Genomic DNA, 22,360 nt, shown 5'->3' on the forward strand with positions numbered 1-22,360 from the left:
TGCGCTGCGGTCATGTCGACCCGAAAGAAGAAGCTCCGGCCGAGCTCGACAACCAGTGCCAGAAGCTCGCGCTGAGGCTGCGCGCGACGATGACGTCTATCGCAGGTGACTCGTCGATCTTGCACAGCGTGACGCCGACATGGGCGATCTGCGTGACGGCGACGCTGCCGGCCGGAAAGGCCTTGGCATCGAGATCAATCGCCACGCCCTTCGCCAGCGTCTCGATCAGCGCGGGGCCGCTCAGCCGTAATACACCGCAGGCGCCGGACTGATCGACCACCGAGGCAACGCCCTCGAGTTGTTGCGCGAGGTTGGCGACGAAACGCGCCGGCGGCGCGCTGTGAATTGCCAGCCATCGTCCGGGTCCGGTACCGAGCAAAGCGAGGGCGTCGCTGCCGCGCCAGTGCGGGCCGCTGGGCAGATCGATGTCGTACTGTTCCTTAATGGATGCCGCGAGCGCATCGATCTTGCCCTTGCGCGCCATCAGCGTCGCGATGCCGAGGCCTGCTCGTTCGTGGACGGTGAGGCCGCGGCCGACGATAGGCAGCGGCAAATCGACGAAGGCGGAGATGGAGGTGAGGTCAGCCACGCAGCCGCGCTCCTTCTGCGTCGACGAAGACCGGCGACACCACTTCGAGATCGAGATCGGCGGACCGGATCGGGTCCCAGGCCCGGATGATCTCACCGATCCGTTCGGGGCCATCGGCTAGCAGGCCGAGGCCGATCCAGTGGCCGCAGGAGGGGCTGAAGGCCGACGAGGTGATGTAGCCGGCCTCGTTATCGGGAGAGGGCGTCACTCCGCGGGCAAAGAGCAACGCGCCGTTGCGCAGCCGCTGGCCGCGATCGACGGGCTGCAATCCGACCAGCGTCGGGCGGGTCGGATCGACCAGCGCCGGGCGGTCGGCCATGGCGCGGCCGATGTAATCCTTCGTCTGCGACATCATCCTTCCCAGCCCGAGATCGCGCGCCACGGTCTGGCCGTTGAGTTCGGAGCCGGCGACATGGCCCTTCTCGATGCGCATCACGCTGAGTGCCTCGGTGCCGTATAGCGAGACGCCGAAGGTTGCGCCGGCCTGCATCAGTGCGCGCAACAGCGCCTCGCCGCGATCCGCGGGGGCGGCGATCTCGTAGGCCAGTTCGCCGGAGAACGAGACGCGGAACAGCCGCAGCGGAATGTCGCCGAAATCGAATTCGACGCAGCCCATATAGGGAAAGGCATCGTTGGACAGATCGATGGCGGCGCCGAGCATGGCCTGCAGCAGTTCGCGCGAACGCGGACCCGCCACCGCATATTGCGCCCATTGTTCGGTGACCGAAACCATCTGCACGTCGAGCTCCGGCCATAGCACCTGGTGGTAGTATTCCAGATGCTGCATGACCTTGCCGGCATTCACCGTGGTGGTGGTCAACACGTAATGCTCGGGCGCCAGCCGCGCGACGGTGCCGTCGTCCATGACGAACCCATCCTCGCGCAGCATCGCGCCATAGCGCACGCGGCCGACGGGGAGTGTCGAGAAGGTGTTGATATAGATGCGGTCGAGGAAGGCGCCGACATCGCTGCCGCACAGCGCGATCTTGCCGAGCGTCGAGACATCGCAGATGCCGACCCGCTCGCGCACTGCCCTCACCTCACGCGTCACGCTGGTGAGCCAGTCGGTCTCGCCGCGCGCATTGAACCACTGCGCGCGCAACCATTGTCCGGCCTCGACGAAGGTCGCGTTGGCCGCCTCGGAAAAGGCAAGGCTCGCGGTCAGCCGGGTCGGCTTGAAATGCTTGCCCTTGTGGATGCCCGCGAAGGCGGCGATGGCCACCGGCACATGCGGCGGTCGGGCGCGGGTGGCGCCGGTCTCGGCGATGGTCTTCCTGATTTCGCCGGCAAGGATGGCGAGGCCGTTGACGTTCGACGTCTTGCCCTGGTCGGTGGCCATGCCCAGCGTGGTGTAGCGCTTGAGATGCTCGACCGAGCGAAAGCCTTCCTGCGCTGCCAGCGCGATGTCGGTGGCGGTGACGTCGTTCTGCAGGTCGACGAAGGCCTTGGCGCGCGATCCCGCAAACAGCCATACGGGGAAACGCCGGCGGCTTCGTCGCTGGTGCGATAGGTTGGTATCGCTGTCGTCGCATGGCCTGCACGCGTTGCTGCCTCCGCGCCGGCGCGCGCGCCGTGCTGCAAGGCGTCGCCCAGCGTCCATTGGCCGGCGGCGGCGCCCGCGATCTGCATGGTCTTCGGCGGCGCGGCGCACAGGAAAGCGGCGGCGGCGTCCGACCAGTCGCCCTTGCCGCCGAGATGGGTGGCGATGCCGATCGACGAATTCCAGCCGCCGGATACTGCGAGCGTATCGGCTTCGATAGTCGTTGCCCTGCCTTCGCTATCGACGATGGCGATGGAGCTGAGGCGGCGATAGCCGGAAGTGTCGGTGACATGGGCGCCAAGGTACTGCGGAGCGTTGCCGGCGAGGCCGCGCACGGCGGGCGATATGTCACGTCGCGCATCGACAATGCCGGCGAGCGTCACGCCGGCCTTGCGCAGGTCGGCGGCCGTGCGCCAGCCGTCATCCGACGTGGTGAAGATCGCGACACGCTGGCCGGGGCTGACGCCGAATCGGTTGAGATAGGTCCGCACCGCCGAGGCCAGCATGATGCCCGGCCGGTCGTTGGCCGGAAATACCAGCGGCCGTTCCTGCGCGCCCGCAGCGAGGATGCATTGGGTGGCGACGATCTTCCACAGCCGCTGCCGTGGCATGAATGGCGCGGGTTCGATGAGGTGATCGGAGACGCGCTCCAGCGCGCCGTATTCGCCGTCATAGGCGCCGAACACGGCGGTGCGCCGGAGGATGCGCACGTTTGCAAATGTGCCGAGTTCGGCTTCTGCCTGCACTGCCCATGACGTCGCGCTCACGCCGTCGATGGTGTCGTTCTCCGCCAGCAACCGGCCGCCGAGCACAAAATCTTCTTCGGCGAGGATAACCCGCGCACCGGCGCGACCGGCTGCCAATGCCGCGGCAAGGCCGGCCGGGCCAGCGCCAATCACCAGCAGGTCGCAGAACGCGTGCGCCTTCTCGTAAGTGTCGGGATCGTCCTGTCCGCTCAGCGTGCCCAATCCGGCGGAGGCGCGGATCGCCGGCTCGTAGAATTTTTCCCAGAACGAAGCGGGCCACATGAAGGTCTTGTAGTAGAATCCGGCATTCAGCAGCGGCCCGGCCAGCTGATGCACGGCGCGCAAATCGAAGCGCGGCGATGGCCAGCAATTCTGGCTCGACGCCTCCAGCCCGTCATACAGTTCGACGGTGGTCGCCTTGGTGTTTGGTTCGGCCCGCGCGCCGGAGCGCAGGGTCACCAGCGCATTGGGCTCCTCCGGCCCGGCGGAGAATATGCCGCGGGGCCGGTGATATTTGAACGAGCGGCCGACCAGCATGATGTCGTTGGCGAGCAGCGCCGAGGCCAGCGTGTCGCCGGCGAAGCCGCGGAATGGCTTGCCGTCGAAGCGAAACGACAGCGCTTTGCCGCGGTCGATCAGTCCGCCCGATGCGATGCGGCTCATGGTGTTGCTCCGTGGGCCAGCGCCGCGTCGACGATCTCGTGCGTGGTGATGTTGCGCGTCACCACCAGCCAAGCGTGGCAGCCTGCCTGGTGATACCAGTGCTCTTTATGCAAGCCGGCCGGATTGTCGCGCTGATAGACGTAGTCATACATCGCATCGGCATCGTGGGTCGTCGGACGCGTCAGCGTGGCGTCGCCGTGATAGGCGAATTCGTTGATGTCGCGGGAGCCGCAGAAGGGGCAGGGGATGCGCATGATGCTCAGTGCAGGTTGGGTTGGGCGCCCTGGCCCTTTTCGTCGAGGATGGCGCCGCTGCGAAAGCGGTCGAGCCGCAGCGCGGTGGCGGCGGGATGCGGTTCGTCTTTCGCCAGCAGATGCGCGAACACCAGGCCGGAGCCCGGCGTCGCCTTGAAGCCGCCATAGCACCAGCCGGCATTGAGATAGAGCCCGTCGATATGGGTGCGGTCGATGATCGGCGAGCCATCCATGGACATGTCGACGAGGCCGCCCCAGTTGCGCAGCATCCGCGCGCGGCCGATCGCCGGCATCAAGGCCATGCCACCCTCGCAGACGTCCTCCGCGACAGGCAGATTGCCGCGCTGGGCATAGGAGTTGTAGCCGTCGATGTCGCCGCCGAACACCAGCCCGCCCTTGTCGGACTGGCTGATATAAAAGTGTCCGGCGCCGAAGGTGATGACGCCGGGAATCACCGGCTTCAGTCCTTCGGAAACAAACGCCTGCAGCACATGACTCTCGATCGGCAGCCGCATCCCGGCCATGGCGGCCACCCGTGAGCTGGAGCCGGCCACGGCGACGCCGACCTTCTTCGCCCTGATCTTGCCGCGCGTCGTGGTGACGCCCGTCACCCGGCCGCCCTCGATGTCGAAGCCGGTGACCTCGCAGTTCTGGATCACGTCGACGCCGCGGTCCGAGGCACCGCGCGCATAACCCCAGGCCACGGCGTCATGGCGCACAGTGCCACCGCGCTTCTGCAGCAACCCGCCCTGGATCGGAAACCGCGCGGCATCGAAGTTCAGGAACGGATACAGCTTCCTCACGCCGTCGCGATCCAGCAGCTCCGCGTCGGCGCCGTTCAGGATCATCATGTTGCCGCGTCGCGCATAGGCGTCGCGCTGGCCGTCGGAATGGAACAGGTTCAGCACGCCGCGCTGGCTGACCATGGCGTTGTAATTGAAATCCTGTTCGAGACCTTCCCACAGCTTCAGCGACAGCTCGTAGAGCGGGATATTGCCCGACAGCAGATAGTTGGAGCGGATGATGGTGGTGTTGCGGCCGACATTGCCTGACCCGATCCAGCTCTTCTCCAGCACGGCGATGTTCTTGAGGCCATATTCCTTCGCCAGATAATAGGCCGTGGCGAGGCCATGGCCGCCGCCGCCGACAATGACGATGTCGTATTCGGGTTTGGGCGCGGCGTCGCGCCATTGCGGGGTCCAGCCGCTGTGGCCGGACAGCGTCTGCTTGATCAGCGATGTCAGCGAATAGCGCATGTCAGGCCATGGTTCAGGTGCGGCGGGGATAGACGATGACCGAGAGATAGGTCATCGGTGCCTTGATCAGTTCTTCAGGCCCGTGCCGCGCCGCGGCGTCGAAGAACAGCGCGTCGCCCGGCTCCATCAGATAGGTCTGGTCGGCGTGGCGATAGCGCACCTTGCCGGACAGCATGTAGATCAGCTCGACACCGGCGTGGCGGAAATTGGTGTAGGGCTCGGCGTCTTCCTTCAGTGTGATCAGATAGGGCTCGACGCCCAGTTCGCCGTGAATGGAATGGCCCAGCAGATTGTACTGGTGGCCGGCCTTGGTGCCGCGGCGCTCTATGTTGACGCCGGCTCCGGCCTTGACGAAGGAGCAGTCGCGGCGCTCCTCGGTCTCGCGGAAGAACCGGCTGATCGGCACGTTGAGCGCTGTGGACAGCGCGTTCAGCGTACCCAGCGAAGCCGAGATGCTGCCGGTCTCGATCTTCGACAGCATGCCGGTGGAAATCCCGGCCGAGGCCGACAGCTCCGCCACGGTCAGTTCGAGCTCCTTGCGCAGCTTGCGCACCTCGTTGCCGATCTGCGATTCCAGCGTGCTGGCCACTTCAGCCGGCGCGTTGGAGCCGGTCAGCAGCTCGCCGGCTTTGGCGGGCACAGCCTTCGCTGCCGTCTTCCTGGCGGCGGGCTTGGCGGATTTCGGTTTGGCCTTCACGGACGGCATGCTGTTTCCCGGGTCATCGCCTGCGCGATTTCATTGACAACTGTCATATCACGGAATACCTGTAAAGAAAGTAAGTTTCTTGAGGCGAAAATGTGTGGAATTGCCGGACTGTTCCTGAAGAACAAGGCGCTGGAGCCGCAGCTCGGCGCCATGCTGCACCGCATGCTGGAAACCCTGTCGGACCGCGGGCCTGATAGCGCCGGCTTTGCGGTGTTCGGCGGCGGCGAGGCCGGGCGCGTCAAGTCGACGCTGCGGATCGCGGAAGGCGCCGACGCCAATGCCGTGATCGCGCAGCTGGAAAGCCGGCTCGGCGCGCTCGCCCCGGTGGTCCGCTCCAATCACGTCATCATCTCCGTCCCGTCCGACAGGCACGATCAGCTGCACGCCGCGATTGCCGCGCTGGCGCCCGCCGTCGAACTGGTCGGCTCCGGCGCCCGCATGGAATTGTACAAGGAGGTCGGGTTGCCCGGCGATGTGGCGAAACGTTTCGCGCTGTCGTCGATGTCTGGCACCCACGCCATCGGTCACACCCGCATGGCCACCGAATCTGCCGTCACCACCAATGGCGCGCATCCGTTTTCCACCGGCCTCGACCAGTGCCTTGTGCATAACGGCTCGCTGTCGAACCACAACGCCGTGCGTCGCACCTTGAAGGGCGAGGGCCTCAGCTTCGCCACCGACAATGACAGCGAGGTCGCGGCCGGCTACCTGACCTGGCGGATGCGTGAGGGTGCAAGCCTGGAGCAGGCGCTGACCCAAAGCCTCGATGATCTCGATGGCTTCTATACCTTCGTGGTCGGCACCGAGTCAGGCTTCGCGGTGCTGCGCGATCCCATCGCCTGCAAGCCTGCCGTGATGGCTGAGACCGACGACTACGTCGCCTTCGGTTCGGAGTATCGCGCGCTCGATGGCCTGCCGGGCATCGACAAGGCCCGCGTGTTCGAGCCCGAGCCGGCGCGGGTCTATGCCTGGGAACGTGCCTGATGACATCCGCTGACCTCGCCTCGATCACGCTGCGTGAGCTGAATGCCACCCTGCACGCATTGCCCGCCGACACCAACGAGACCCATTGGCTGGTCGCCAATCCCGGCGGCAAGCACGCCATCGCCTGCGGCCTGACCCTGCCCATCACCGTCGAGATCGACGGTCACGTCGGCTACTACTGTGCCGGCATGAACAGCGAAGCCACCGTATTGGTGAAGGGCAATGCCGGCGTCGGCATAGCCGAGAACATGATGTCAGGCGAGGTGCGGGTCCAGGGCGATGCCAGCCAGGCCGCCGGCGCCACCGGCAATGGCGGGCTGCTCGTCATCGAAGGCAATGCCTCGGCGCGCTGCGGCATCTCCATGAAGGGCATCGACATTGTGGTGAAGGGCTCGATCGGGCCGATGAGCGCCTTCATGGCGCAGGCCGGCAATCTTGTGGTGCTCGGCGATGCCGGCGAGGCGCTCGGCGATTCGATCTACGAGGCGCGGCTGTTCGTGCGCGGCGCGGTGAAGAGCCTCGGCTCCGACTGCGAGGAAAAGCCGATGACATCAGACGATCGCAGCGTGCTCGATGCGGTGCTGGCGAAGGCCGGGATCGCGGACGTCGATGCCGGAGCCTTCCGGCTCTACGGTTCCGCGCGAAAGCTTTATCATTTTCATGTCGACAACGTCGACGCGTATTGATCGGACGTTTCATGGCCGGGCACGACCAACCCACCCATCGCACGCTGCCGCGCTTTTCGGCGACTTTCGACCCGCACACCATCGTCGAGATCCAGCGCGCTGCCGCCACCGGCATCTATGACATCCGCGGCGGCGGCGCCAAGCGCAAGCTGCCGCATTTCGACGACCTGTTGTTCCTGGGCGCGTCGATCTCGCGCTATCCGCTGGAAGGCTACCGCGAGAAGTGCGGCACCAACGTGCTGCTCGGCACGCGCTTTGCGAAGAAGCCGATCGAGCTGAAGATCCCCATCACCATCGCCGGCATGAGCTTCGGCGCGCTGTCGGGACCTGCCAAGGAGGCGCTCGGCCGCGGCGCCTCCGCCATGGGCACGTCGACGACGACCGGCGACGGCGGCATGACGCCGGAAGAGCGCGGCCATTCCTCGCTGCTGGTCTATCAGGTGCTGCCGTCGCGCTACGGCATGAACCCGGTCGACCTGCGCCGCGCCGATGCCATCGAAGTGGTGATCGGGCAGGGCGCCAAGCCCGGCGGCGGCGGCATGCTGCTCGGCCAGAAGATCACCAAGCGCGTCGCCGATATGCGTCGGCTGCCGGAAGGCATCGACCAGCGCTCGGCCTGCCGCCATCCGGACTGGACCGGTCCTGACGATCTCGAGATCAAGATCGAGGAATTGCGCGAGATCACCGACTGGCAGAAGCCGATCTTCGTCAAGGTCGGCGCCTCAAGGCCCTATTACGACACCGCGCTGGCGGTGAAGTCCGGCGCCGACGTGGTGGTGCTCGACGGCATGCAGGGCGGCACGGCCGCCACGCAGGACGTGTTCATCGAGAATGTCGGTCTGCCGATCCTCGCCGCCATCCGGCCGGCCGTGCAGGCGCTGCAGGACCTCGGCCTGCATCGCAAGGTGCAACTGATTGTGTCGGGCGGCATCCGCACCGGCGCCGATGTCGCAAAGGCGCTGGCGCTCGGCGCCGACGCGGTGTCGATCGGCACTGCGGCGCTGATCGCGCTCGGCGATAACGATCCGCGGCTGGAGGATGAATACCGCGCGCTCGGCACCACCGCCGGCGCCTATGACGACTGGCACGAGGGCCGCGATCCCGCCGGCATCACCACGCAGGATCCGCAGCTGGCCGCACGGCTCGATCCGGTGCTGGCCGGCCGCCGCCTTGCCAACTATCTCGCGGTGCTGACGCTGGAGTGCCAGACCATCGCGCGCGCCTGCGGCAAGAGCCACGTCCACAATCTCGAACCGGAAGATCTGGTGGCGCTGACGGTGGAGGCTGCCGCGATGGCTGGCGTGCCGCTTGCAGGCACCGACTGGATACCGGGGAAGACTTACTGAGTTTCATCATCGTGCGGGGGCGACATGACGGATCTGGCGGCGACAGCTAAAGAACGCGGCATCAAGAATTTCCTGATCGCCTATACCGACCTGTTCGGGACACTGCGCGCCAAGCTGGTCCCCGCCAGCGCCATCAACGGCATGATGAAAAACGGCGCGGGCTTTGCCGGCTTCGCCACCTGGCTCGACATGACGCCGGCCGATCCCGACGTGCTGGCGATGCCGGATATCTCGAGCATGATCCAGTTGCCGTGGAAGCCGGAAGTGGCGTGGCTCGCCGCCGATCCGTGGATGAGCGGCAAGCCCGTCGAGCAGGCGCCGCGCAATACCCTGAAACGACTGATCGCCAAGGCCGGACCGGGGATGCAGTTGAAGAGCGGCGTCGAATGCGAGTTCTTCCTGATCTCGCCCGACGGCCGCGGCATCGACGATACCGCCGATCGTCAGGCCAAACCCTGTTACGACCAGTCCGCCCTGATGCGCCGCTACGAGGTCATCAGCGAGATCAGCGACTGCATGCAGGAGCTCGGCTGGGGTCCGTACCAGAGCGACCATGAGGATGCCAACGGTCAGTTCGAGATGAACTGGGGCTATGACGACGCTTTGGTCACCGCCGACCGCCACGTGTTTTTCAAATACATGGCCAAGTCGATCGCCGAGAAGCACGGCATGCGCGCCACCTTCATGCCCAAGCCGTTCAGCCATCTCACCGGCAACGGCTGCCACGTCCACGTCTCCCTGTGGGATGGCGACCGCAACCTGTTCGAGGACGACAAGGGCGAGCTTGGCGTCTCCGCGCTGGGCTATCATTTCATCGGCGGCATCATCCATTCCGCCGATGCCATGGCGGCGATCCTCAATCCCACGGTGAATTCCTACAAGCGCATCAACGCGCCGCGCACCCTGTCCGGCGCCACCTGGTCGCCCAACACGGTGACCTATACCGGCAACAACCGCACCCACATGATCCGCATTCCCGAGGCCGGCCGCTTCGAGCTGCGGCTGCCGGACGGCGCCGCCAACCCCTATGCCATGCAGGCCGCGATCATCGCCGCCGGCCTCGACGGGATCGCCAGCAAGCGCGATCCGGGCAAGCGCCTCGACATCAACATGTACACCGACGGCCACACCGTCGGCGACGTCAAGCGGCTGCCCCTCAACCTGCTCGACGCCATCCGCGCACTGGAGCAGTCCGAGCTGCTGCAGCAGAGCCTGGGGCCGCTGGTGCCGGCCTATCTCAAGCTGAAGAAGCAGGAATGGGACGACTACGCCCGTCATCTTACGGAGTGGGAGCGCGATACTACGCTGGACTGCTAGGGCGCGAATGGTGCCGGTTTGCGGCGGAATCCGGCGATTCGCCCCGACAAAAACGCCCTGAGGCCTTGTTTTGAAGGGTTGATCGAAAATAAATGGCGAAAACACCGTGAAAAACTGTGAAATTCGCATTGAGTGCGAGTTTTTCCTGCGGTTTCCCCATAGTGTTTGACGACCGAATCACCCCCAAAGGAGCCTCACATGGCCGACCAAATGACCAAGTCCCAGCTGATCGAGAAGATCAACGAGTCCCACACCGAGCTGACCAAGAAGGACGTCAAGGGCGTTCTCGAGACGCTCGCCACCATCGGCTACAAGGAACTGAAGAAGAACGGCGTTTTCCTCGTTCCCGGTTTCGCGAAATTCGTGGTCATCAAGAAGCCCGCCACCAAGGCGCGCAAGGGCACCAATCCCTTCACTGGCGAACCGATGACCTTCAAGGCCAAGCCGGCCCGCAAGATCGTGCGCGCCCGTCCGGTCAAGGCCGCCAAGGACGCGGTCTGATCCGACCCGCGATTGCCGCCCGGTAATCGCATCAGGCTTTGAGTCTGATCGCGGCGTCCTGCACCAGCAGGGCGCCGCGATTGCGTTTGCGATGAAGTGTGTCCTGCTTTGCGTAGGACAATGGAACGGCCCCTCATCCTGAGGAGCGGTCGTTTTCGACCGCGTCTCGAAGGATTGGGCCCACATTCTCATGGTTCGAGACGCGCGCAAGGGCGCGCTCCTCACCATGAGGACGGTGGTGTCCGACACGTGAACAGTTGTCCCAGCAGCCGCTTCTTGTAGGCCACCGCATCCATGTCGCGGATGTCGACGCTGAGGCTTTTGGTCTGGGGCAGCAGCCGAACCATGGCCGCGCGCAGGGCCTCGCTGAGCGCCACCTTCTGAGCCGGCGTGCGGCCTTCCAGCAGGGACAGCGTCACGTGGCAGAAGCCGTCGCGCTTCCCGGCTACCAGATAGGTCGCATAGGACATCGCGCGGATCTTGAGATCCTCCGCCTGCACCACGCCGGTGGCCGCCGCCGCCTCGTGCAGCGCCTGCATCAGCGTCGTTGCGTCGAAGGAGGCGTGGCCGTCGGTGGAATGTTCGATGACGATATGCGGCATGGAATCTCCATTGGTTGAATGACACGCCGCCTTTCACCTCTCCCCGCCCAGCGAAGCTTCGCTTCGCGCGGCGGGGAGAGGTAAAGTGCGCTCTTCCAGACCTACAGCAGCATCGACTTCACCGACTCCGCGCCCTCGCGCAGCAGCGGCAGGAAGCGGTCGATCATTTCGCCGGTGGAGACGCGGTCGACATGGGCGCCCATGTTGATGGCCGCGGCGATGGTGCCGTCATAGCGCAGCACCGGCACGGCGATCGAGCGGAAGCCCGGCTCGGCCTCGCGGTCGACCAGCGAATAGCCCTTTTCGCGGTCGGTGATGATGGTGGCCTTCAGCAGGTCCTTGTCGGTGACGGTGTGCGGCGTCAGCGGCGCCAGCTCCATCGCGTCGATGGTTTCGGCCAGCGCGCTGTTGGAGAGTTGGCCGAGCAGGACGCGCCCGACCGAGCTGCAGAAGGCAGGCAGCCGGTAGCCGAGATCGATGCCGGCGGAGAACACCCGCGCCGGGCTGCTGCGCGCCACGAAGATCACCTCGTTGCCGTCGAGAATCGCCAGCGAGGAGATTTCCTGCGCGGCGCTCGACACCCGGTCGAGCACCGGCTGCAGGATCGTCACCACCTGGTTGGAGGTGAGATAGGAGGACGCCAACGACAGCACGCGCGGCGTCAGCGTGAACAGCTTGCCGTCGCTGGCGACATAGCCCGCGCGTTCCAGCGTGAACAGGATGCGCCGCGCAGTGGCACGCGGCAGGTCGGCAGCCTTGGCGAGATCGCTCAGCGTCATCGGGCGCGGGTGGGCGCCGAACAGCTCGAACACCCGCAGGCCGCGGTCGAGGCTTTCGATGAAGTCGGTGCCGCGCGCATCGTCGGGATCGCGTTTCAGTTTCGGCATCGCATCCTCGCGCGCGTCAACCGACGGCTTCCAGTTTCTTCAGGTCGAAGGCGAGGTCGGCAGCCTGTTCCGGGGTCGGCGACTGCGATGCGGCAATCAGCCGGCGCGCGATCATCTGGTCGCCCGGCCGGTTGATGCTGTCCACCGCGGTCAGGGTGGTGCCGCGATAGTAGAACACCGAGAACTTGCCTTGCTCGATGGCGCCGCGGATCACCGCAACATCGCTGGGTGCCGACAGGCCGACGATCTGCAGCTTGGCGTCGTACTGGTCGGACCAGAATCGCGGCACGCTGTCATAGGGCTCGGACTTGCCGGCAATGGCGGCGCCGACAGCCTTGCCCTGGTCGGTGGCGTTCTGCACGGATTCCAGCCGCACCCGCCGGCCGACAAGCCGGTTGTAGTGGTTGCTGCAATCGCCGGCCGCATAGATCCCTGGCACATCGGTGCGGCCGCAGTCGTCGACGTCGATGCCGTTGCTGCAATGGATGCCCGCTTGCGAGGCCAGTTCGTCGTTGGCGATGCCGCCGATGCCGGCGACGATGAGATTGCCATGCACGCTGCTGCCATCGCCGCACACCACGTCATGGGCGCTGTCCGGGCCGTCGTCGATGCGCACCGCGGTCTCGTTGAAGCGGATATCGACGCCGTGACCCTGATGCAGGTCGCGCAGGTAGTTGGAGATCAGCGGCGATACCGCGCGCTCCAGCAAGCGCGAGGCCGCCTCGATCAGCGTCACCGTCTTGCCGGCCTTGGCGGCGGTGGCCGCCACTTCGAGTCCGATGAAGCCGCCGCCGACGATCACCACCGAGCGGGCCGCGTCGAGGCGCCGCTTCAGGTCGACCGCGTCGTCGAGGGTGCGCAGATAGGAAATGCCGTCGCGGTCATGGCCGGGAATGGCAAGTTTGCGCGCGCGGGAGCCGGTGGCGATCAGCAGCGTGTCATAGGTGAGGCGCTCGCCGCCTTGCAGCTCGACGCAGCGGGCGTCGCGATCGATCCGTATGGCGCGGTGGCCGAGCGTCATATCGATGCGCTGGGCGGCAAAAATCGGCGCCGCGCAGGATCAGGTTGCTGTGCGCCACGCTGCCGGACAGAAAGCCCTTGGACAGCGGCGGCCGCTGATAGGGCAGGTCGGCCTCGTCGGCGACGATGCGGATCGGCGCCTGGTAGCCGGCTTCGCGCGCGCTGATGGCCGCCTGGACGCCGGCATAGGATGCGCCAATGATCAGCAGGCCGCTCATAGCGGGTGTCCCGGCGTGCAGAAGCTGGAGATGGAGAGGGTTCGGGGCACGGCGGACTCCTTGCGATGTGGCGTATATCGAACAAGCGTTCGCCGGGTGCAAGCCAATGCTGCGGGCAGCCTTGCCCAGCATCGCGGCAACCGCTGCCACAACAATCCTCTTGCTTGGAATTCATCTAGATATAAAATCGCCCATAAGTTCAATAGACGAACAAATATGTTTGGCCGCTGGCGGAGAATTCCGCGCGATATCGTTCAATTCGAGGGCCCTCACCATGATGAGCCAAGAGCAAAATGATCTGATCACCCGGGTCGGGCCGAAGGCGCCGGCCGGCAAGCTGATGCGCAATTACTGGCAGCCGGCGGCGCTGGTGGATGAACTTGACGGCCCGCGCCCGATCAAGCCGGTCCGGCTGCTCGGCGAGGATTTTGTCATCTTCCGCGATGAAGCGGGGCGCTACGGCCTGCTCGACCGCGACTGCCCGCATCGCGGCGCCGATCTCGCCTTCGGCCGGCTCGAAGGCGGCGGCGTGCGCTGCGCCTTTCACGGCTGGCTGTTCGACGTCAACGGCAAGTGCCTGGAGACGCCGGCCGAACCCGCGACCTCCAAGCTGTGCGCCGGCATCAAGCAGCGCGCTTATCCGGTGATGGAAAAGGGTGGCATCCTCTGGGCCTATCTCGGCGAAGGCGAGCCGCCGGCATTTCCCGAACTCGACTGTTTCGCAGCCCCCGGCGCCTACACTTTTGCCTTCAAGGGCCTGTTCGAATGCAACTGGCTGCAGGCGCTGGAGGTCGGCATCGATCCCGCGCATGCCTCGTTCCTGCATCGCTTCTTCGAGGACGAGGACACGTCGGCGGCCTATGGCAAGCAGTTCCGCGGCGCTTCCGCCGGAAGCGAGCTGCCGATGACCAAGATCCTGCGCGAATACGATCGTCCGATCATCAACGTGGAAAGCACCGAATACGGGTTGCGGCTGATTGCGCTGCGCCAGCTCGACGACGAGCGCACCCATGTGCGCGTCACCAACCAGGTGTTCCCCCACGGTTTTGTCATTCCCATGAGCACCGAGATGACCATTTCGCAGTGGCACGTGCCGGTGGATGACGAGAACTGCTACTGGTATGCGATCTTCACCAGCTACACCAAGCCGGTCGACAAGGTGAAGATGCGCGCGCAGAGGCTCGAGCTCTACGAATTGCCGGATTACAAGTCGCGAAAAAACCGCAGCAACGATTACGGTTTCGATCCGCACGAGCAGGCGACCGAGACCTATACCGGCATGGGCGCCGACATCAACGTCCACGACCAGTGGGCGGTGGAATCCATGGGCAAGATCCAGGACCGCACCCGCGAGCATCTCGGCAGTTCCGACAAGGCGATCATCGCCTACAGAAAACTGCTGCGCGCCGAGATCGAGAAGGTCGCCGGCGGCCAGAAGCCGATGATGGTCCTCGACGCCAGCAATGCGCGCAGCATCCAGGGGCCGGGCACCATGGACGGCATCGGCCCGACCAGGGGCTGGGAAACCTACTGGATGGAAGTTGACGTCGCCCGCCGCCGCGGCGCACCTTGGGCCGCACCGGTGCCGAACGAGACGCCGGCCACCGTGACCCGCATGACGGCGGCGGAGTAACCACTTAACCTCGCCCCGCTTTTGCGGGGAGAGGTCGAACCCTCGCGTGAGCGAGGCTTCGGGTGAGGGGCTGCCCGTGTTTCGCTCAAGAGGCCCTCACCCGACGCGAATGACCTGCGGTCTTTCGCGCCACCCTCTCCGCCTGGCGAAGCTTTGCTTCGCTGGGCGGGGGAAGATGCCCGCGCTTGTTTGATCGAATGAGGAGATCGCGTTGAGTTTCGTCGAACGTCACGGGTTGTGGTCCGCAGAACAGAAGGATGCTGCCGTCCGGCTGCGCCGCATCGTTGAGGAGCAGAAGCTGGAAGTGATCCGGCTGTCGTTCCCGGACCAGCACGGCATCCTGCGCGGCAAGACGCTGATCGCCAGCGAGGCACTGCGCTGCCTGGAAAACGGCTGCAGCATCACCACCACCATGTTCGCCAAGGACACCTCGCACAAGTCGGTGTTTCCGGTGTTCACCGCCGGCGGCGGCTTCGGCATTCCCGAAATGCAGGGCGCCGCCGACGCGCTGATGATTCCCGATCCGCTGACCTTCCGCGTGCTGCCGTGGGTCGAGGCCACCGGCTGGCTGCTGTGCGACGTGCATTTCGCCGATGGCCGTCCGGTGCCGTTCGCCACCCGCAATCTCTACAAGGGCGTGCTCGCCGATCTCAACAAGCGCGGTTACGATTTCGTCGCCGGCCTCGAGGTCGAGTGCCACATCTTCAAGTCCGAGGAGATGCGGATGGCGCCGGAGGATGCCGGCCAGCCCGGTCGTCCGCCGGAGGTGAGCCTGCTGTCGCTCGGCTACCAGTATCTCACCGAGCAGCGCTACGACCAGATGGAGCCGGTGCTGGAATTCATCCGCCGCGACGTGCTGGCGCTCGGCCTGCCGTTGCGTTCGATCGAAGTGGAATACGGCCCGAGCCAGTGCGAATTCACCTTCGCGCCGACCGTGGGCATGGCGCCGGCGGACAGCATGGTGCTGTTCCGCTCAGCGGTGAAACAGATCTGCCATCGCCGCGGCTATCACGCCACCTTCATGTGCCGGCCGAAGATTCCCAACGTGGTCTCGTCCGGCTGGCATCTGCACCAGTCGATCGTGGCGCGCGATGGCGGCACCAACGCCTTCATGTCCACGGAGGAGAACGTGCCGCTGTCGCCGTTCGGCCGCGGCTGGCTCGCCGGCCTGCTGGCCCACGCCCGCGCCGCCACCGTGTTCACCACGCCGACCATCAACGGCTACAAGCGCTACCGCTCCTATTCGCTGGCGCCGGACCGCGCGATCTGGGGCCGCGACAACCGCGGCGCCATGATCCGCGTGCTCGGCGGTCCCAACGATTCCGCGACGCGGCTGGAAAACCGCGTCGGCGAGCCCGCCGCCAATCCCTATCTCTACATGTCGTCGCAGATCCTCGCCGGGCTCGACGGCGTCGACCGCGCGCTCGATCCCGGTCCGTCGGCGGATACGCCTTATGAGAGCGACGCGCCGCTGCTGCCGAAGTCGCTGCGCGAGGCGGTGTTTGCGCTGAAGGATGATCCGTTCTTCCGCGATGCCATGGGCGCAACGATGGTGGATTATTACACCCACATCAAACTCGCCGAGGTCGAGCGTTTCCAGGCGGAGGTTTCCGACTGGGAGCAGCGCGAATATTTCGAGATGTTTTGACGCGCCTGCTCTGGCGCATTACGGCACATTTATTGAATACACGTTTGTCGAAACTTCGTGACCAACACCGGGGACCAATGATGATCAGACACCGCCAATCGATTCTTGCATTCGCCTTCCTGGGCCTGATAACCGGCGCGGCCTCGGCCGACGTGATCAAGGTCGGCGTCATCGGGACCATGTCCGGTCCCTACGCGCTGTTCGGCCAGAACTTCAAGATGGGCATCGATGCCTGGGTCGCCGAACACGGCAACAAGGTCGGCAGCCATGAGGTCGAGTTCGTCTACAAGGACGAGGAGAGCCCGAACCCCGCCAAGTCGAAGGCGCTGGCCCAGGAATTGATCGTCAAGGACAAGGTGCAGTATCTCGCCGGCGTCTATTTCACCCCGAACGCCATGGCCATTGCACCGCTGCTGGAGGAGTCCAAGACCCCGCTGGTGGTGATGAATGCCGCCACCTCGGCCATCGTCGAAAAAGCCCCTATATCGTGCGCACCTCGTTCACCATGTGGCAGAACACCGTGCCGGCCGCCAACGTCGCCTTCAAGAACGGCGCCAAGAAGGTGGCGATCGCGGTCAGCGATTACGGCCCGGGCATCGACGCCGAGGCGGCGTTCAAGAAGACCTTCGAGACCGCCGGTGGCGCCGTGGTCGAGGCGATCCGCATTCCGCTCGCCACCACCGACTTCAGCCCGATCATGCAGCGCATCAAGAATTCCGGCGCCGACACCATCTTCACCTTCCTGCCGTCGGGGCCGCCGACCCTCGGCTTCGTCAAGGCCTATATCGACAACGGCCTGAAGGCGGGCGGCGTCAAGCTGATGTCCACCGGCGACGTGGTCACCGAGCCCGATCTGCCGACCATCGGCGATTCCGGTATCGGCATTTTGTCGACCTATCACTATTCGGTGTCGCATGACTCGCCGGAGAACAGGGCGTTCCTCGCCTCGATCCAGAAGGGTGGCGGCAAGCTCGATGACGTCACCATGACATCGGTCGCCGCCTATGACGGTGCCCGCCTAATCTACAAGATGATCGAGGCCACCGACGGCAAGCGCGATCCGGAAAAGGCCCTGGCCGCCGTCAAGGGCATGAAGTGGGTCAGCCCGCGCGGCCCGGTCTCCATCGATCCCGCCACCCGCCACATCCGCCAGAACGTCTATCTGCGCTCGGTGGAGAAGGTCGACGGCAAGCTGATCAACAAGGAAAGCCAGACCTTTGACGCCCAGCCGGACTGGGCGCTGAGCAAGGAGTAGGAATCTGTGGCTGACTGGCTGATGGTGGTACGCACCCCTTTTCAGCCAGTCGTCCCCGCGAAGGCGGGGACCCATAGACACCGCGCTCTCGGATAAAATGCTTCAGGCCGTCGCGGTTCTGCTTTCGACGACGGTGGTTATGGGTCCCCGCCTTCGCGGGGACGACCGTGGAGAGAGCCAGCATCCTCTCGTTCAGAATGTTTGCGGCAACCGCCGTTTCTGCGAATAAAGTACCCCATGCGCCTTGCCCTCAGCATACTCACCGACGCCCTGGCCTATGGCATGGTGCTGTTCATCATCTCCATCGGTCTGTCGATCATGATGGGGTTGATGCGCGTGGTGAATCTGGCGCATGGCGCTTTCGCCATGATCGGCGGCTATCTCGCGTCCTATGCGATCCGCGACCTGCACGTGCATTACAGCGTCGCGATCATGCTCGCCGTGGTCGGCACCATTATCGTTTCGATCCCGTTCGAGCTGCTGCTGTATCGACGGATCTATCGCAAGTCCGATCCGCTGATCCAGGTGCTGATGACCATCGGCATCACCTTCTTCATCATCGGCGTCGTCAATTTCATCTTCGGCCCGACGCTGAAGTCCATCCCGCTGCCGGCCACCCTGAGCGGCCCGCTGGATATCGGCTTCCGTTCGATCCCGACGCATCGGCTGTTCGTCATTGCCTGCGGCCTCGTGACGGCGCTTCTGTTGTGGCTGCTGATCGAAAAGACCGAATTCGGCATCAAGCTGCGCGCCTCGGTCGATCACAGCGGCATGGCCGACGCGCTGGGCATCCGCACCGAGATCATCTATGCGGCGACCTTCGCGCTGGCCATCGGCCTCGGCGCGTTCGGCGGCGTGGTCGGCGCCGAGATCCTGCCGATCGAGCCGTTCTACGCGCTGCGCTACATGGTGACGTTCCTGGTGGTGGTCTCCGTCGGCGGCGCCGGCTCGATCACCGGCGCGCTGTCGGCGTCCCTGCTGCTCGGCCTTGCCGACACCACCGGCAAGTACCTGGCGCCGGAATTCGGCGAGTTCTTCTTCTATCTCACCGTGATCGTCATCGTGTTCCTGTTTCCGCACGGTCTGTTCGGCAGGAAGCACACATGAGTGAGATTGCCGTGAGCCAAGTTCCGCTTCGACGGATGATTCCCTTCGCGCAGGAAGCCGGCGGCGCGCTGGCCATTGCCTTGCTCGGTACCATCGGCTGGTTCCTGTTTCCCGACGATCTGGCCTTCCTGACGCGGCTGATCGGCATTTCGTTTCTGGTGCTGTCACTGGATCTCGTCACCGGCTATTGCGGCATCGCCACGCTCGGCCATGCCGCGCAGTTTGGCGTCGCCGCCTATGCCGCCGGCATTGCCTGCGTGCGCGGCGTCACCGATCCGCTGGCGTTGCTCGGTGTCGGCCTCGTTGCCGGCACGCTGATGGGCCTGATCTCCGGCGCGCTGATCGCGCGCTTTCGCGGCCTGCCGCAATTGGTGCTGTCCATCGCCGTCGGGCAACTGGTGGCGGCGCTCGCCAACAAGCTGCAATGGCTCACCGGCGGCAGCGACGGCCTCTCAGGCATCGAGCCGTCAAAGGTGTTCGGCATCTACGGTTTCGACATGTACAGCCGCACCGCTTTCCTGTTTTCGCTGGCAGTCTTGATCGTCGTGTTCGTCGTGCTGTCGCGCTTCGTGCGCTCGCCGTTCGGGCTGATGTGCCGGGCCATCAAGGATGACGACCTGCGCGCCAAGATGATCGGCGTGGGCGTCTATCCGCGGCTCGTCATCATGTACGGCGTCTCCGGCGCGGTGGCCGGCATCGGCGGCGCGCTGACCGCCATGAGCACCGGCGTGGTCGGGCTCGACAGCGTCAGCTTCGAGCGCTCCGCGGAAGTGCTGGTGATGCTGGTGCTGGGCGGCGCCGGGCATCTGTGGGGGCGCTGGCCGGCGCTGTGCTGTTCCAGATCTTCGAGCACATCGTCGCCGCCGCCAACCCGTTTCACTGGATGACACTGGTCGGCCTGCTGCTGATCGGCATCGTGGTGTTCGCGCCGCGGGGTTGATCGAGCCCGTGCTGGCGCTGGCGCAGCGCCTGCGCCATGGGAGGGCATCATGACCGCCCTGCTCGAAGCCCGCGGCATCTCGCGCGCCTTTGGCGGCTTGCACGTGACCAACAATGTCAGCTTTGCGCTGCAGCCCGGCGACCGCGTGGCGCTGATCGGTCCCAACGGCGCCGGCAAGACCACTTTGGTCAACCTCATCACCGGCGACATCGCGCCGAGCGTCGGGGCGTTCCTGATGTCGGGCGACGACATCACCGCCGAGAGCATTCCCGCCCGCGTGCAGCGCGGCCTGGTGCGCACGTTCCAGACCACCCGGCTGTTCCAGACCCTCACCGTGGCTGACAATGTGGCCCTGGCCATCATGCAGCGCCGCGGCATCGCCCGACGGTTCTTTTCGCGCGCCACCGAACGGCCCGATGTGCGCGCCGAATGGAGCGACATCCTGGCTCGTGTCGGCCTCGATGCGCTGGCCTACCGCAAGGTCTCCGAACTGGCCTACGGCCAGCAGCGATTGATTGAGCTGGCGATCGGCATTGCGCTGAAGCCCAAGGTGCTGCTGCTCGATGAGCCCGCCGCCGGCGTGCCCCATGACGAGGCGCCGCGGATTCTCGACGTCATCAACGCGCTGCCATCCGACATCGCGGTGCTGATGATCGAGCACGACATGGATCTGGTGTTCAAGTTCGCCAGCCGCGTGCTGGTGCTGGCGGCAGGAAGGCTGATCTTCGAAGGCTCGCCGAAAGACGTCACCGCCGATCACGAAGTCCGCCGTGCCTATCTGGGGAGCTATGCCGATGCCCGCCGCGCCCCTTGAGATCAGCGGCCTGTGCGCCGGCTATGGTCCGACCCGGATCATCGAGGACATTTCGTTTGCGGTGAAGGCCGGCGGTCGTCTTGCGGTGCTCGGCCGCAACGGCATGGGCAAGACCACGCTGCTCGCCACCCTGATGGGCCTGACCACGCGCCATGGCGGCCGGATCGGCATCGGCGACGAGGACATCACATCCCGGCGCACCTCGGCGCGCGCGGAGCGCGGCATCGGCTATGTGCCGCAGACCCGCGACATCTTTCCGTCGCTGACCGTCGAGGAGAATCTGCGCACCGGGTTGAAGGAGCGCCCGCCATCGGCGCTGGACGAGGCCTATGCCATGTTCCCGCGGCTGCGCGAGCGGCGCGGCAATTACGGCAAGCAGCTGTCCGGCGGCGAGCAGCAGATGCTGTCGATGGCCCGCACGCTGCTCGGCAAGCCGTCCATCCTGCTGCTCGACGAGCCGCTCGAGGGCCTCGCGCCGGTGATCTGCGACGAGCTGATGGCGCTGCTGACCCGGCTCGCCGCCGGCGGCGAGGTCACCATCATCCTGGTCGAGCAGCAGATCGAACGCGCGCTGGATTTTGCCGACAGTGTGATGGTGATGGAACGCGGCCGCATCAGCTGGACCGGCGCACCTGACGCGCTGCGATCCGACCGCGCGCTGGTCGACCGGCTGGTCGGGGTGGGGATTCATTAATTGAGTTCTTCACCTCTCCCCGCCGCGCGAAGCAAAGCTTCGCTAGGCGGGGAGGGGTCGACCGGCGGAGCGCAGCGACGTCGGTCGGGTGAGGGGCTATCGTGTAAAACTCCGGCTCCCCTCACCCGAAGCCTCGCTGTCGCTCGGCTTAGACCTCTCCCCGCAAGCGGGGAGAGGTTAGCAAGGCGCCGTGAATTCTACCCGCCCCTCGACTCCACCACCTTGCGGCAGGAGTCGGACAGTTTCGTCTTGTTGGCGCGCAGGCAGGCATTCATCTCCGGCGGCTTGCCTATGTGCTCGGCGCAGAATCGGCCGGCATCGGAGCGGCAGGCGAGCTGCTCTTCGCGGCTCGGCCCGGATTGCGACAGCGCTGACGATGCGGCTGCCACCGTCACGATGGCGATGCCGATGGAATTCCTGATGATGGACCAGATCATGGAGCGACCTTTCGGTTGTTGCTGAGCTGACTCGCGTTTCGACCGCTTCACCATGGCGGGGCAGGCGAGACCGACCAATGCCATATTCGTGGCATGGATGATCGCGCAATCGCAGGGACGATCGCGCAATGCGCGATCGTTCTCCCATTTTCATGGGATTTTCCATCGCACGCCGCCGTCGCAAGGATCCCCCGCGTCGGCTGCAGCGACCGACCAGTCCCGCGCAGCGCCGGACGTCCAACAGGGAGAGATGACATGCTGAGCAAGACAGGATGGGTGCGCGCCGGACTGATCACGACGGCGCCCACGATCTCGCTGGGCGCCGGACAGGCCCAGGCGGTGGTGGTGTGCAAGACCGCCGGCGTGCCGCAGGGCTGCGTGGCGCGCGTCGGCGCGCCGGTCGTTGCGGCGACGCGGGTGGCCGGCGTCGGGGTCGGTGCGCGCGGCGTCGGCGTCCGCCCGGGTACGCCGTGGAATCGCGGCGGTCCGGTCAACCGCGTCGGCCGCCGCTGACGCT

At 65.4% G+C, this 22,360-nt stretch carries 21 protein-coding genes and 3 pseudogenes; 13 read left to right on the plus strand and 11 right to left on the minus strand.

Going from position 1 to position 22,360, the window contains the following annotated elements:
* Positions 1 to 10: 10 nt before the first annotated feature.
* The 5 genes and pseudogenes from ONR75_RS09095 to ONR75_RS09115 form a co-directional block, all read right to left on the minus strand.
* Entirely contained in the window at positions 11 to 589 is a 579-nt protein-coding gene (locus ONR75_RS09095) for a sarcosine oxidase subunit gamma (protein WP_265082299.1), read from the minus strand.
* Positions 582 to 3,538, minus strand: a pseudogene (locus ONR75_RS09100) (sarcosine oxidase subunit alpha family protein). Before ONR75_RS09100 ends, ONR75_RS09095 begins: the two are co-directional and overlap by 8 nt.
* Entirely contained in the window at positions 3,535 to 3,792 is a 258-nt protein-coding gene (locus ONR75_RS09105) for a sarcosine oxidase subunit delta (protein ID WP_265082300.1), read from the minus strand. Before ONR75_RS09105 ends, ONR75_RS09100 begins: the two are co-directional and overlap by 4 nt.
* Positions 3,793 to 3,797: 5 nt before the next feature.
* Positions 3,798 to 5,048, minus strand: a complete 1,251-nt coding sequence (locus ONR75_RS09110) for a sarcosine oxidase subunit beta family protein (protein WP_265082301.1) — start codon at positions 5,046 to 5,048, stop codon at positions 3,798 to 3,800.
* 13 nt (positions 5,049 to 5,061) lie between these two features.
* Positions 5,062 to 5,754 carry a helix-turn-helix domain-containing protein gene (locus ONR75_RS09115; RefSeq protein ID WP_265082302.1) on the minus strand — a complete coding sequence of 231 codons (693 nt, stop codon included), beginning with the start codon at positions 5,752 to 5,754 and terminating at the stop codon, positions 5,062 to 5,064.
* Positions 5,755 to 5,844: 90 nt separating this feature from the next.
* Here ONR75_RS09115 and ONR75_RS09120 point away from each other — a divergent pair, with 90 nt between their 5' ends.
* The 5 genes from ONR75_RS09120 to ONR75_RS09140 all read left to right on the plus strand — a co-directional run bounded on the left by ONR75_RS09120 (position 5,845) and on the right by ONR75_RS09140 (position 10,588).
* The gene (locus ONR75_RS09120; RefSeq protein ID WP_265082303.1) at positions 5,845 to 6,738 is read left to right on the plus strand and encodes a class II glutamine amidotransferase; all 894 of its coding nucleotides are present in this window, start codon (positions 5,845 to 5,847) and stop codon (positions 6,736 to 6,738) included.
* Positions 6,738 to 7,424, plus strand: coding sequence for a protein glxC (locus ONR75_RS09125; RefSeq protein ID WP_265082304.1), 687 nt, complete (start codon positions 6,738 to 6,740; stop codon positions 7,422 to 7,424). The genes ONR75_RS09120 and ONR75_RS09125 overlap by 1 nt, the downstream gene beginning before the upstream one ends.
* 11 nt (positions 7,425 to 7,435) lie before the next feature.
* Entirely contained in the window at positions 7,436 to 8,770 is a 1,335-nt protein-coding gene (locus ONR75_RS09130; protein WP_265082305.1) for an FMN-binding glutamate synthase family protein, read from the plus strand.
* 24 nt (positions 8,771 to 8,794) lie between these two features.
* Positions 8,795 to 10,087 (plus strand): type III glutamate--ammonia ligase, encoded by a 1,293-nt coding sequence (glnT, locus tag ONR75_RS09135; protein ID WP_265082306.1) that lies wholly within the window; start codon positions 8,795 to 8,797, stop codon positions 10,085 to 10,087.
* A gap of 198 nt (positions 10,088 to 10,285) precedes the next feature.
* On the plus strand, positions 10,286 to 10,588 hold the full coding sequence (locus ONR75_RS09140) for an HU family DNA-binding protein (RefSeq protein WP_265082307.1): 303 nt from the start codon (positions 10,286 to 10,288) through the stop codon (positions 10,586 to 10,588).
* Positions 10,589 to 10,809: 221 nt separating this feature from the next.
* On the opposite strand, the gene ONR75_RS09145 is transcribed toward ONR75_RS09140, so the two are convergent.
* From ONR75_RS09145 to ONR75_RS32730, 4 genes are all read right to left on the minus strand, one after another.
* Complete coding sequence (locus tag ONR75_RS09145) at positions 10,810 to 11,190, minus strand: 5-carboxymethyl-2-hydroxymuconate Delta-isomerase (RefSeq protein ID WP_265082308.1); 381 nt, start codon at positions 11,188 to 11,190, stop codon at positions 10,810 to 10,812.
* Positions 11,191 to 11,291: 101 nt separating this feature from the next.
* Positions 11,292 to 12,077: an IclR family transcriptional regulator C-terminal domain-containing protein gene (locus ONR75_RS09150; RefSeq protein WP_265082309.1), complete on the minus strand. Its 786-nt coding sequence runs from the start codon at positions 12,075 to 12,077 to the stop codon at positions 11,292 to 11,294.
* A gap of 16 nt (positions 12,078 to 12,093) precedes the next feature.
* On the minus strand, positions 12,094 to 13,098 hold the full coding sequence (locus ONR75_RS09155) for an NAD(P)/FAD-dependent oxidoreductase (protein WP_265082310.1): 1,005 nt from the start codon (positions 13,096 to 13,098) through the stop codon (positions 12,094 to 12,096).
* A complete protein-coding gene (locus ONR75_RS32730) occupies positions 13,016 to 13,447 on the minus strand; it encodes an FAD-dependent oxidoreductase (RefSeq protein ID WP_413776500.1) in 432 nt (143 codons plus the stop codon). Before ONR75_RS32730 ends, ONR75_RS09155 begins: the two co-directional genes overlap by 83 nt.
* A gap of 142 nt (positions 13,448 to 13,589) precedes the next feature.
* On the opposite strand from ONR75_RS32730, the gene ONR75_RS09165 reads away from it, so the two are divergent.
* On the plus strand, positions 13,590 to 14,948 hold the full coding sequence (locus ONR75_RS09165) for an aromatic ring-hydroxylating dioxygenase subunit alpha (protein WP_265082312.1): 1,359 nt from the start codon (positions 13,590 to 13,592) through the stop codon (positions 14,946 to 14,948).
* 211 nt (positions 14,949 to 15,159) lie between these two features.
* The gene (locus ONR75_RS09170) at positions 15,160 to 16,596 is read left to right on the plus strand and encodes a glutamine synthetase family protein (RefSeq protein WP_265082313.1); all 1,437 of its coding nucleotides are present in this window, start codon (positions 15,160 to 15,162) and stop codon (positions 16,594 to 16,596) included.
* Positions 16,597 to 16,625: 29 nt separating this feature from the next.
* On the opposite strand, the gene ONR75_RS09175 is transcribed toward ONR75_RS09170, so the two are convergent.
* Complete coding sequence (locus ONR75_RS09175) at positions 16,626 to 16,865, minus strand: hypothetical protein (protein WP_265083933.1); 240 nt, start codon at positions 16,863 to 16,865, stop codon at positions 16,626 to 16,628.
* On the opposite strand from ONR75_RS09175, the pseudogene ONR75_RS09180 reads away from it, so the two are divergent.
* The 5 genes and pseudogenes from ONR75_RS09180 to ONR75_RS09200 all read left to right on the plus strand — a co-directional run bounded on the left by ONR75_RS09180 (position 16,776) and on the right by ONR75_RS09200 (position 21,406).
* Positions 16,776 to 17,851: pseudogene (locus ONR75_RS09180) on the plus strand (ABC transporter substrate-binding protein). The gene ONR75_RS09175 and the pseudogene ONR75_RS09180 overlap by 90 nt on opposite strands.
* A gap of 237 nt (positions 17,852 to 18,088) precedes the next feature.
* Positions 18,089 to 18,958, plus strand: a complete 870-nt coding sequence (locus ONR75_RS09185; protein ID WP_265082314.1) for a branched-chain amino acid ABC transporter permease — start codon at positions 18,089 to 18,091, stop codon at positions 18,956 to 18,958.
* Positions 18,959 to 18,993: 35 nt separating this feature from the next.
* Positions 18,994 to 19,898: pseudogene (locus ONR75_RS09190) on the plus strand (branched-chain amino acid ABC transporter permease).
* 49 nt (positions 19,899 to 19,947) lie between these two features.
* Entirely contained in the window at positions 19,948 to 20,712 is a 765-nt protein-coding gene (locus tag ONR75_RS09195; RefSeq protein WP_265082315.1) for an ABC transporter ATP-binding protein, read from the plus strand.
* Positions 20,693 to 21,406 carry an ABC transporter ATP-binding protein gene (locus ONR75_RS09200; RefSeq protein ID WP_265082316.1) on the plus strand — a complete coding sequence of 238 codons (714 nt, stop codon included), beginning with the start codon at positions 20,693 to 20,695 and terminating at the stop codon, positions 21,404 to 21,406. Before ONR75_RS09195 ends, ONR75_RS09200 begins: the two co-directional genes overlap by 20 nt.
* Before the next feature lie 197 nt (positions 21,407 to 21,603).
* Here ONR75_RS09200 and ONR75_RS09205 read toward each other — a convergent pair whose 3' ends face one another.
* Entirely contained in the window at positions 21,604 to 21,843 is a 240-nt protein-coding gene (locus ONR75_RS09205) for a hypothetical protein (RefSeq protein ID WP_265082317.1), read from the minus strand.
* A 255-nt stretch (positions 21,844 to 22,098) separates the two neighbouring features.
* Here ONR75_RS09205 and ONR75_RS09210 point away from each other — a divergent pair, with 255 nt between their 5' ends.
* Positions 22,099 to 22,356 (plus strand): hypothetical protein, encoded by a 258-nt coding sequence (locus ONR75_RS09210; RefSeq protein ID WP_265082318.1) that lies wholly within the window; start codon positions 22,099 to 22,101, stop codon positions 22,354 to 22,356.
* The last annotated feature ends 4 nt before the right edge of the window (positions 22,357 to 22,360 follow it).

The sequence above is a fragment of the Rhodopseudomonas sp. P2A-2r genome (genome assembly GCF_026015985.1).
Lineage (GTDB): Bacteria > Pseudomonadota > Alphaproteobacteria > Rhizobiales > Xanthobacteraceae > Tardiphaga.